Annotated in this window: 8 protein-coding genes; 7 read left to right on the plus strand and 1 reads right to left on the minus strand. The window is 66.3% G+C overall.

Annotated elements, in window-relative coordinates; genetic code table 11:
* Positions 1-27 precede the first annotated feature (27 nt).
* The 6 genes from flgK to AC1RQP_RS31685 all read left to right on the plus strand — a co-directional run bounded on the left by flgK (position 28) and on the right by AC1RQP_RS31685 (position 9,069).
* Positions 28-1,911 carry a flagellar hook-associated protein FlgK gene (gene flgK / locus AC1RQP_RS31660; RefSeq protein WP_239625135.1) on the plus strand — a complete coding sequence of 628 codons (1,884 nt, stop codon included), beginning with the start codon at positions 28-30 and terminating at the stop codon, positions 1,909-1,911.
* A 21-nt stretch (positions 1,912-1,932) separates the two neighbouring features.
* Positions 1,933-3,816, plus strand: a complete 1,884-nt coding sequence (locus AC1RQP_RS31665; protein WP_492940795.1) for a flagellin family protein — start codon at positions 1,933-1,935, stop codon at positions 3,814-3,816.
* A gap of 71 nt (positions 3,817-3,887) precedes the next feature.
* Positions 3,888-4,673, plus strand: coding sequence for a hypothetical protein (locus AC1RQP_RS31670; RefSeq protein WP_492940797.1), 786 nt, complete (start codon positions 3,888-3,890; stop codon positions 4,671-4,673).
* Positions 4,674-4,683: 10 nt separating this feature from the next.
* A complete protein-coding gene (locus tag AC1RQP_RS31675; RefSeq protein WP_492940799.1) occupies positions 4,684-6,318 on the plus strand; it encodes a hypothetical protein in 1,635 nt (544 codons plus the stop codon).
* A gap of 1 nt (position 6,319) precedes the next feature.
* Positions 6,320-7,573: an ATP-grasp domain-containing protein gene (locus AC1RQP_RS31680; RefSeq protein ID WP_492940801.1), complete on the plus strand. Its 1,254-nt coding sequence runs from the start codon at positions 6,320-6,322 to the stop codon at positions 7,571-7,573.
* On the plus strand, positions 7,570-9,069 hold the full coding sequence (locus AC1RQP_RS31685) for a pyridoxal phosphate-dependent decarboxylase family protein (RefSeq protein ID WP_492940803.1): 1,500 nt from the start codon (positions 7,570-7,572) through the stop codon (positions 9,067-9,069). Before AC1RQP_RS31680 ends, AC1RQP_RS31685 begins: the two co-directional genes overlap by 4 nt.
* An 87-nt stretch (positions 9,070-9,156) precedes the next feature.
* Here the strand turns inward: AC1RQP_RS31685 and flbT are convergent, their stop codons facing one another.
* Positions 9,157-9,597 (minus strand): flagellar biosynthesis repressor FlbT, encoded by a 441-nt coding sequence (gene flbT, locus AC1RQP_RS31690; RefSeq protein ID WP_035671936.1) that lies wholly within the window; start codon positions 9,595-9,597, stop codon positions 9,157-9,159.
* 321 nt (positions 9,598-9,918) lie between these two features.
* On the opposite strand from flbT, the gene AC1RQP_RS31695 reads away from it, so the two are divergent.
* Positions 9,919-11,159 (plus strand): DUF1522 domain-containing protein (locus AC1RQP_RS31695; protein ID WP_492940805.1); only part of this gene is annotated, 1,241 nt, incomplete at its 3' end.

Genomic DNA, 11,159 nt, shown 5'->3' on the forward strand with positions numbered 1-11,159 from the left:
TAAGGTAACCAAAGGCGGGTCAGTGACATGGGTTTGAGTTCAGCCCTCGCCAGCGCGATGAGCGGTCTGCGTGCAAATCAGGCCGCGCTCTCGATCGTCTCATCGAACGTCGCGAATTCGCAGACGCCGGGTTACGTCGTCCAGACGCCGAACCAGATCGAGGTCACCACCGGCGACTTCGGCTCGTCGGTGATGACCACCGGCGTTACCCGCGAGCTCGACAGCTACGTGCTGAACCAGCTGCGGACCGAGACCGGCGGCAGCGGTTACGCCGACCAGATGGCCAACATCCTGAAGCAGCTTCAGAATGTCTATGGCACGCCCGGCAACAGCGGCACGCTCGAAGCCGCGCTGAACAAGTTCACCACGGCGCTTCAGGCGCTCTCGACCAGTTCGGGGGCGTCGTCGGCGCAGACCGTCGCGCTCGGCGCGGCGCAGGCCCTGGCGCAGCAGCTCAACATCACAACCAACGGCATCCAGTCGTTGCGCTCCAACGTCGAGCAGGATCTCGGCAACTCGGCGCGAGCCGCCAACGCGGCGATGCAGCAGATCGCCGACATCAACACCAAGCTCCAGGGCCTGTCGGTCAACGATCCCTCGGCCGCCACGCTGATGGACCAGCGTGACCAGGCCATCAACACGCTGTCGAAATATGTCGACGTCCGCGTCACCACCGACGGTTCGAACCAGACCAACATCTACACCACGACCGGCATTCAGCTCGTCGGCGCCGGGCTGGCCTCGGAATTCTCCTTTGCCTCCGCCGGTGCGCTTTCGGCGACCTCGCTTTACAATATCGACCCGGCCAAGTCCGGCGTCGGTGCGTTCAACATCAAGCTGCCGAACGGCTCCCAGGTCGACGTCGTCGCCAACAACGTGGTGTCGTCCGGCCAGATCGCGGCCGACCTGAAGCTGCGCGACCAGACCCTGGTGCAGGCGCAGGACCAGATCGACCAGCTCGCCGCCACGATGGCGAGCGCGCTGTCCGACAAGACCGCGGCCGGAAGCACGGTCACCGGACCGCCGGCCGGGTTCGATCTCGACCTTGCCGGCGCGGCGCCGGGCAACACCGTCAACATCACCTATACGGACACGGCCACCAACACCCAGCGCCAGATCACGCTGGTCAATGTGACAGATCCGGCCGCGCTGCCGCTTCAGAACGCGACGAACGCCAATCCGATGCGGATCGGCGTCAACTTCTCCGGCGGCATGGGAGCGATCGCCTCCGCGCTCAACACCGCGCTGTCGGGCACGCATCTGTCGTTCTCCGCCGCCCCGGCGCCGGCGACCGCCACGACGCTGCGGGTGACCGACGACAACACCGGCCTCGCCAAGGTGAACTCGGCATCGACCACAAAGACGATCACGTCGCTGACCTCGGGCAATCCGCAGCTGCCGCTGTTCACCGACGGCGGCCAGGCGCTCTACACCGGCGCGATCACGGCGTCCGGCTCGCAGATGACCGGCTTTGCCGGGCGCATCGCCGTGAACACGCAGCTGGTTTCCGATCCGAGCCGGCTGTCGGTCTACAACACATCGCCGGTGACGCCCGCGGGCGACACCACGCGTTCGGACTATCTCTATTCGCAGCTCACCAATGCGGTGTTCTCCTATTCGCCGCAGACCGGCCTCGGCTCGGCGAACCAGCCCTTCACCGGCAGCGTCTCCAACTACCTCCAGCAGTTCCTGAGCGTCCAGGCCAACGCCGCCACCCAGGCGACCCAGCTCCAGCAGGGCCAGAGCGTCGTGGTCTCGACGCTCCAGGCCAAGTTCAACTCGACCTCCAGCGTCAACCTGGACTCGGAGATGTCGAACCTTATTCAGCTTCAGAATGCCTATGCCGCCAACGCCCACGTCATGTCGGTGGTGCAGAGCATGATGAACACGTTGCTCCAGGCTCAAGTGTAACAAGTAACAGGGCTCTGAAAGATGTCGATCAGCAGCATCAACTACTCTTCGTCGATTCTCGGCGCACAGATCCGCAACATCAATCAGCAGCTCACCGACCTGTCGACCCAGCTTTCGACCGGCAAGCTGTCGCAGAACTATTCCGGCATGGGCACCAACGAGGGCTTTGCGATCGCCGGGCGCGCGCAGCTCTCCAACATCGCCGGCTATACCGACACGATCACCAACGTCAACGTCAGCATCAACCTCGCCAATACCGCGCTGCAGTCGCTGACGAAGATCCGCAACACGGTGCAGACGGGCTCGGCCAACACCGCGCAGGACCTCAACGTCAACGGCCAGACGATCGCGCAGAACACTGCCGCGGCGCAATTCGGCTCGATGGTCGGCGTCCTCAACACGCAGACGGGCAGCCGCTATCTGTTCTCCGGGACGGCCGTCAACACGGAGTCGGTTGCGGATGCCGGCGACATCATCAACGGCACCACGACGCAGGCCGGCTTCAAGACCGTCATGGCGGAGCGCCAGGCCGCCGATCTCGGCGCCAACGGCATGGGGCGGCTGGTGCAGACGCAGCCGACGCCGAGCTCCGTGCAGGTGTCGGAGGACGTCGCCGGGTCGCCGTTCGGGCTCAAGATCAAGGCGGTGTCCTCGACGCTGACGGGCGCGACCGTCACCGGCCCGAGCGGCTCGCCGGTGTCGTTCTCGGTCGATCTCAACGGCGTCAACCCGAACAACGGCGACAAGCTCAGCATTCAGTTCACCCTGCCGGACGGCACCACCGAGCAGATCGACCTGACCGCCTCGACGGCGACGCCGACGCCGCTCGGCAGCTTCGCCATCGATGCGAGCACTCCCGTCAATCCGAACAACACCGCGACCAACCTCAACACCGCGCTGAACACCGCGATCACCAAGCTCGCCAACACCTCGCTGGTGGCGGCATCTGCGGTCGTCGCCGGCGACAACTTCTTCAACACCGCGAGCTCCGCGATCGGCACGCCGGTCAACAGCCAGGCGGCACCGCCGGCCCCGGTCACCGGCGCGACGGCGCTGTCCGGCGCGAGCCCCTCGGACTCGATCTCGCCGGGCTTCGTCGCCGGCGACACCATCACCGTCAACGGCACCACGCTGACCTTCGTCAGCTCGGGCGCGACCGGCGACCAGCTCAACGTCACCGACAGCATCCAGACCCTGCTGAGCAAGATCGACCAGATCACGGGGACGTCGAAGCCCTCGACGGTCCATGGCGGTTCGATCACGATCAACACCGACGATGCGGCGAGCCTCAACATCACGAGCTCGAATACGGGGGCGCTGGGCTCGCTCGGCTTCGGCGCGACGCCCGTGACCGCCACGCAACCGCCGCTGCGCGTCGGCTCCTCGCCCGCGAGTTCGGCGACGACGCTGGTGAACGGCTCGGCCACCACCGTGAAGTGGTACCTGGGCAATGACGGGCCGGGGTCGGCGCGCTCCACGGCGGCGGCCCGGGTCGACGATGCCGTCACGGTGCAATATGGCGCCCAGGCGAACGAGGACGCGATCCGCCGGCAATTGCAGGCGATCGCGGTGTTCGGGACCTTCTCGACTTCGCCGACCGGCCAGTACTCGGGCGGGCAGGTGTCGGCGCTGAGCCTGCGGGTGACGCAGGCGCTGACGCAGCAGCCCGGCCAGCAGCGCATCGAGGACATCCAGACCGACATCGCGATGGCCCAGAACACGATGAAGGACGCCACCACGCGCCAGACCCAGGCCAAGGCGCAGCTCCAGGGCATCATCGATCAGGCGGAATCGGCCTCGCCGGACCAGGTCGCGAGCGAGCTCCTGGCACTCCAGAACGCGCTCCAGGCGTCCTACCAGGTGACCTCGAACCTCGCCCAGCTGTCGCTCGTCAAGTTCCTGTAAGGGGGCGTTAAGGCGCCGTTAACCATGCCTGTTTACCTCTTGGTGAGGATTGGAGCGGGGCGGGGCGGTCGATGTCGGACAGGATGCAGCTGGTGGTGGCAACGCCTTGCTTCGGCGGGCAGGTGTCGAGCATCTATGCGAGCTCGATCTTCGCGCTGCAGCGCGCCGTGCACGGCATGTCCAATCTCGAGCTCAAGGTACACCTGCGCGACGGCGACGCCCTGATCACCCGCGCGCGGGCCAATTTGGTCGCGCTGTTTCTGGACGACCCCAAGGCGACGCATTTCCTGTTCATCGATGCCGATATCGGGTTCAAACCGGAGCAGGTGTTCCGGCTGATCGAATGCGGCGCGGACGTCGTCGCCGGCTGCTATCCGGTCAAGCGGGTCAACTGGGACAAGGCGAAGCGTGCGATCGAGGCCGGCCGCACCGACGTGCCGGCGGCCTCGCTCGACTATGTGCTCGAGATCGAGGATCCCGACCGCATCGTCGTGGTCAACGGCTTCACCCGCGTGCGCTACGCCGGCACCGGCTTCCTGATGATCCGGCGTCACGCGCTGGAGGCGATGTGCCGCCACCCCGACTATGCCAACCTGCAATTCTTCCGCGAACATTCGCACGATGCGCTGACGGCGAGCCAGAACCGGTTCGCGCTGTTCGAATGCATGATCGACCCGGCGACCGGTACGTATCTGTCCGAGGATTTCGCCTTCTGCAAGCGCTGGACCGATATCGGCGGCGAGATCTGGGCCGACATCCAGAGCTCGCTCGATCACGTCGGGCCGTCGGTGTTCCGCGGCGACATCGCCTCGCAATTCGCGCCGGCGCCCGCGGCGGCGGCCGATGCCGCAGCGTGAGGCTGCCGGGATGAGCGGAGGCGCATCCCGTTCGTCAGAACCGGAACGCACGGCTGACGGCGGTTCGCGCTATCGCCTGCGCGATCTCTTCACGCCGCTCGACACGCTGCTCGTCTCCGGCGGAGATCCGCGGCTCGCGCTCGATCCCGCGGACCGCGTCAACGCCTATGGCTGCGCGGCTTCGCCGGAGCCGGAGCTCTGGAATTTCGCCTCCTCGACCGCATCGACGATCTCGCAGGCGGCCTATGACCGTGCCGCGCTGGCGCGCGAAGAGCTGATGCACAAGTGCCTGTTCGACGAGGTCGAGGTCGCTTTCGACGCGCGTTGCGAGGACATGCGCGACGAGCTGCGCCGCCATCTCCAGCTTTCGCCGCGCGTCGACGTGGTGTTCTCGCCGTCCGGCACGGACTCCCAGCTCCATGCCCTGTTCCTGGCGCGGACGATCCTCGGCGCGCGACCGGTGACGATCGTGGTCGGCGCCGACCAGACCGGAAGCGGGACGATCCATACTGCCCGCGGACACCATTTCAGCTCCATGACGGCGAGCGGCGTTGCGGTTCGCAAGGACGGAGTGGTTGCCGGGCTCGCCGGCGCCAGCCTTGCGTTGCCACTGCGCGAGGCCGCACCCGGGATCGCGATGCGCGCGGACGCCGATGCCGCGGTTCTGCATGCGGTCGAGGCTGCGATCGCGCAAGGCGCGCCCGTGCTGCTCCAGATCATGGATTCCTCGAAGCTCGGATGGCGTGCGCCGAGCGCGGCCTGCCTCGACGAGATCGCGCGGCGCTGGCCGCGCGAGGTCCAAATCGTCGTCGATGCCTGCCAGGCCCGGCTCGGCCGCCGCCGGCTGCGCTCTTATCTCGACCGCGGCTATATGGTGCTGATCACCGGCTCGAAATTCTTCGGCGGGCCTGCCTTCAGCGGCGCGCTGTTGGTGCCGAAGGGCCTTTCGCGCTCGCTCGACCGGGGTGAGGGGATCGCGCCTGGCATCTTCGACTACGCCGGCCGTTGCGATTGGCCGGTGGCCTGGACGGCGTTGCGTTCGCGCTTCGAGCGCCGCCCGAATTTCGGTCAATGGCTGCGCTGGGAGGCGGCGCTGGCCGAGATCGGCAGCTATTACGCCGTGCCCGCCGTTTCCCGTGCCGAGATCCTCGCCGAGCTCGGCGCCGGCATCGACAGCATGATCGCGCTGTCGCCGTCGCTTCGCTCTGTTCCAACTCCAACCGCGATCAATACGGCCGACGCGGACGACGAGGAGTTCGCGCAAGCAACGATCTTTCCGTTCACGCTGCTGCGCGACGGCCAGCCGGTCTCGATCGCCGAGACCTGGGCCGTTCACCGTGCGCTGGCGCGTGACATGAGCGAAGAGATCAGCGGCAGCACGGCGGACCGAGAGATCGCCGCGCAGCGCTGCCTGGTCGGCCAGCCGGTCCGGCTGGAGCGGCAGGACGAGACGCCGCAGGCCGTGCTGCGCCTCTGCGTCGGCGCACGGCTCGTGACGGAAGCCTGGTCGCCGGATACGGCGAAGGCGCGACGCAATGTGCAGCACGTTCTCGATCGCATCGCCCATGTCCTGGTGAAGATCGAGCTGCTGCTCGACCGTGGTGCAGCCGCGACCGTGCCGGTCAAGTCCGAGTTCGAGGTGTGAAATGCAGCATCCAGTTTCTGCGCCGATCGGCTTGACTGCGGCGAACTATGCCGACCGCATCGGCTTTGCGCAGCTGACTCGCCAGGCCTTCGAAGGCGTCGATCTGCATCCGTTGCGCGACCAGCTCGTGGCGCGGATCGCGGCGGGGACCGCGCTGGCGGGCGAAGGGCTGGATCTCTCCTTGATCACCCAGCTTCTGGGCGACAAGGATCAGGGGCTTGCGATCCAGTCCGAAGTGCTGACCTTCCATCAACTCTTCCGTACGCCCAGTGCGGCTCCGCAGCCCGGCTTGCGCGTGCTCGCGCTTGCGGCCGACATCGATATGGGCGGCAACACGCCGATCGATTTCCTGCTCGAAGGCTCCGACATCGAGCTGCTGACACTCTATGTGGTCAAGGGCGTCGGTCTGCCGGAAACCTTGCCCGAGCACGACGTCGCCATCGTGATCGCGTCCGATTCCGAGGAATGCCGCGAGGCGCTCGCGCTGATCGAAAAGGCCGCGCCGCACTGGCCGCGGCCGCTGCTCAATCCGCCCGATCGCATCGGCAATCTCGATCGCGACAAGCTGTATCGGCTGCTGGCTGGTGTGCCGGGTCTGGACATTCCCGCGACCATCCACGCGACGCACGCGCAATTGTCCGATCTCGCCGAGGACCGGATCGCCTGTGAGGACATCGCGGGCGAATTGCACTTTCCGATCATCGCGCGGCCGCGCGGCTCGCATGCCGGCGTCGGCCTCGCGAAGCTCGGCGATGCGGCTGCGCTCGCGGCCTACCTCGCCGAACGCAAGGAGCAGGACTTCTTCGTCGCACGCTTCGTCGATTATGTGAGCCCCGACGGGCTGTACCGCAAATATCGCCTCGCCATGATCGACGGCAAACCCTACGCCTGCCACATGGCGATCGCCGACCGCTGGGACATCTGGTATCTCAACGCCTACATGGCATTCAGCGAGGAGAAGCGGGCCGAGGAAGCCGTCTTCATGCGCGACTTCGATCGCGACTTCGCCGAGCGCCACAGGAGCGCGCTCGACGAGATGAGCCGGCGCGTCGGCCTCGATTATTTCATCGTCGATTGCGCCGAGAACGAGAGGCGCGAGCTTCTGGTGTTCGAGGCCGACAACACCGCCGTCGTGCACAACATGGATTCGCCAGCCGTGTTTCCTTACAAGCCGCCGCAGATGCGCAAGATCTTTGCCGCGTTCACGGCGATGCTGTCGCGGCATGCAAGGACGGGCAAGGGGAGCGCAGCATGAACGAGATCATCCGCAACACGCAAAGCGCCGTCACGAGTACTTCGCTCGATCCGCAGGACTGGAGCGAGTTTCGCGCGCTCGCCCATCGCATGCTGGACGAGACGATCGACGGCATCGCCAACGTTCGGGCGCGGCCCGTCTGGCAGCCGATCTCCGAAGACGTCCGTACGGCATTCAGGGCCGATCTGCCGCGCGAGGCGAGCGATCTCGCCGAGGTCTATCGCGAATTCGCCGAGCATGTCGCCCCCTATGCGACCGGCAACGTCCATCCCGGCTTCATGGGCTGGGTGCATGGCGGCGGCACCGCGGTCGGCATGCTCGCGGAAATGCTTGCGGCAGGGCTCAACGCCAATCTCGGCGGGCGCGACCACATGCCGATCGAGGTCGAGCGCCAGATCGTCGACTGGATGCGCCGCCTGTTCGCCTTCCCCGACAGCGCGAGCGGCATCTCCGTCACGGGCACGTCGATGGCCAATCTGATGGCGGTGCTGGTGGCGCGCACGAGTGCGCTCGGCACGCTGGCGCGGCAGCACGGCATCGGCAATGACGGTGCGCTGCTCACGGCCTACACCTCGCGGGCGGCGCATGGCTGCGTCTCCAGGGCGATGGATATTGCCGGGCTCGGCACCGATGCGCTGCGCAAGATCGATGTCGATGCCGATCATCGCATCGACGTCGCCGCGTTGCGCGCGCAGATTGCCGTTGATCGCGAGGTCGGCTTCAAGCCTTTCCTGGTGGTCGCGTCCGCCGGCACGGTCGATATCGGCGCGATCGACGACCTCAGGGCGATCGCGGAGCTGTGCCGCGAGGAAGGAATCTGGTTTCACGTCGACGGCGCTTTCGGTGCGCTCGCCATCCTGTCGCCCGAGCTTGCGCCGCTGCTTGGCGGCATCGAGCTCGCGGATTCGATCGCGCTCGACTTCCACAAATGGGGACAGGTGCCCTACGACGCAGGCTTCCTGCTCGTGCGCGACGGCGAGCGGCATCGGCAGGCCTTTGCGCAGCCGGCGGCCTATCTGCGCCGCGAGGCGAGGGGGCTTGCGGCGGGTGCGGTCTGGCCCTGCGATCTCGGCCCCGATCTGTCGCGTGGCTTCCGTGCGCTGAAGACGTGGTTCACGCTGAAGACGTTCGGCACCGAGCGGCTTGGTGCGGTGATCGCGCGAAACTGTGCGCTGGCGAAATATCTGGAGGCGCGCGTGTTGGCCGAACCTCGGCTGGAATTGCTGGCGCCGGTCAATCTCAACATCGTCTGCTTCCGCTACCGTGCCGATGATGCGGTCAATCGCGAGATCGTCGCCGACGTCCAGGAGTCCGGCGTCGCAGCGCCGTCGAGCACGACGCTTGACGGCAGGCTCGCGATCCGCGCCGCGATCGTCAATCACCGCACCGAGGAAGCGGACGTCGATGCGCTGGTCGCGGCCGTGCTGGAGTTCGGCGAACGGCGGAGCCGCGGCGGACTGATCGAGGTCGAAGCGCCGCCGCTCGCGGCGCAGTAGCATTGATGCGTGCCTGAAACGACGACGGCCCTGGAGGCGATCCGGGGCCGTCGTCGTTCGCAGCTTGGGCGAAGCGAAAGCGTGTGGTCAGGCGGCAGAGCTCACGTCGGCCTTGTCCGCTTCGGCCTTGGGATGCGCGGCCGCGTACTGATCCCGCAGCTTCTCTTCATAGGCAATCAGCTTGCGGGCGTCCTTCAGCGCCCGATAGAGGTCGCCGTTCAGGATGTTGTTGTTGATGCCTTCGATGATCGGCCAGGAGCTCGGCACCGCAGTGACGATGTCGCGCACCAGGTTGAAATAGGTGCCGTGCTGGGTCTGCGGATCCGGCGAGATGTACATGAGCTGGACCGCAAGATAGACGAGCTTGGCGGGCGTATTGGCGGTCTCCGGCGTGAGGATGTCGCGCTCGCGCAGGATCGGCACGTTGTCGCCGTCGATCAGGAGGCGGGCGCGTTGGTCCGTGTTGGTAATCACGCAGTTACCGACGATGATGCGTTCGTGCGGTCTGAGCTCGACCTTGAGGGCCATGCCTGTTCTCCATCAACGCTTTCGTAACCGAGCGTTCGTTGCGGCTCATCAAGGCCTGATTCTCGCCCGGAATTAGTTAACGAGCTGTAAATCTCCGGCATTCGCGAGAAAAAGCTCAATCTTTCCAACGTCATGTCTGTGCGGCGGTGTGGCGATGTGCGCGGCTTCGGCGCCCCGAATCACGCGTGACCCGGCAAAAGCGCGGGTTTCATTTCATGCTTCGTTAGAAGTCTCGGCGCCACGGTCCGCCGGTCGCTGGGTCAATCTCGATCCAAGCAGACGCGTAACAGTAGCGTCGTTTACCAGAAAGGTAACAGAGTCATGTCCGGTATCGTTCTCTCCGCATCGGTTCGTCAGAACCTGCTCTCCCTCCAGTCCACCGCTGACCTCCTCGCCACCACACAGAACCGTCTGTCGACCGGCAAGAGCGTCAACTCGGCTCTGGACAATCCCACCAACTTCTTCACCGCCCAGTCGCTCGACAACCGCGCCAGCGACATCAACAACCTGCTCGACGGCATCGCCAACGGCGTGCAGGTGCTGCAGGCTGCCAACACCGGCATCACCTCGCTGCAGAAGCTGATCGACAGCGCCAAGTCGATCGCCAACCAGGCGCTGCAGACCACCGTCGGCTACTCCACCAAGTCCAACGTCTCCACCACGATTGCGGGTGCGACTGCGGCGGACCTGCGCGGCACGACCTCCTATGCAAGCGCCACCGCGTTCAGCAGCGTGCTGTACAGCGGCGCTGCCGGCGGCACGACTGCTGCGACTGGCACGACGACTCTCGGCGCGACCCAGGGCACGTTCTCGAACACGGTTGCCGTGAACGCCGCCGACGGCACCACCGCCGTGACCGGCACGATGACCCTGATCGGCACCACCGCCGCCACGAAGATCGGCACGGCTCCCGCCGACGGCGACACGCTGACGGTGAACGGCAAGACCATCACCTTCCGCGCCGGCACGGCTCCCTTGGCGGCCGCGGTCCCGAGCGGCTCGGGTGTCAGCGGCAACCTCGTGACCGACGGCAGCGGCAACACCACCGTCTATCTCGGCACCGCCGCGGCGCCGACTGCGACCGTCAACGACGTGCTGACGGCGATCGACCTCGCCAGCGGCGTGCAGACCTCGACGATCACCAACGGTGCTGCGACGATCGGTGTTGCCTCCGGTGCGACGGCGTCGTCGATGGCCGCCGGCATCGTGACGCTGAAGAGCTCGGCGGGTGCGGACGTGTCCGTGACCGGCAAGGCCGACCTGCTCAAGGCGTTTGGCCTGACCACTGCAACGGGTGGCGGCAACGCCACGGCGACGGCGACCCGCACGACCAGCTCGGGCTCGCTGGGCGCTCTGATCACGGACGGTTCGACGCTGAACGTCGACGGTCACGTCATCACCTTCAAGAACGCGCCGGTCCCGGGCTCGACCAACGCCCCGGCGATCCCGACCGGCTTCGGCAAGAGCGGCAACGTGATCACCGATGGCAACGGCAACTCGACGGTCTACCTCCAGGCCGGCACCGTCGCCGACGTGCTCAACGCGATCGACCTTGCCACCGG

The sequence above is a fragment of the Bradyrhizobium sp. GW821-FHT13H06 genome, from assembly GCF_058803975.1.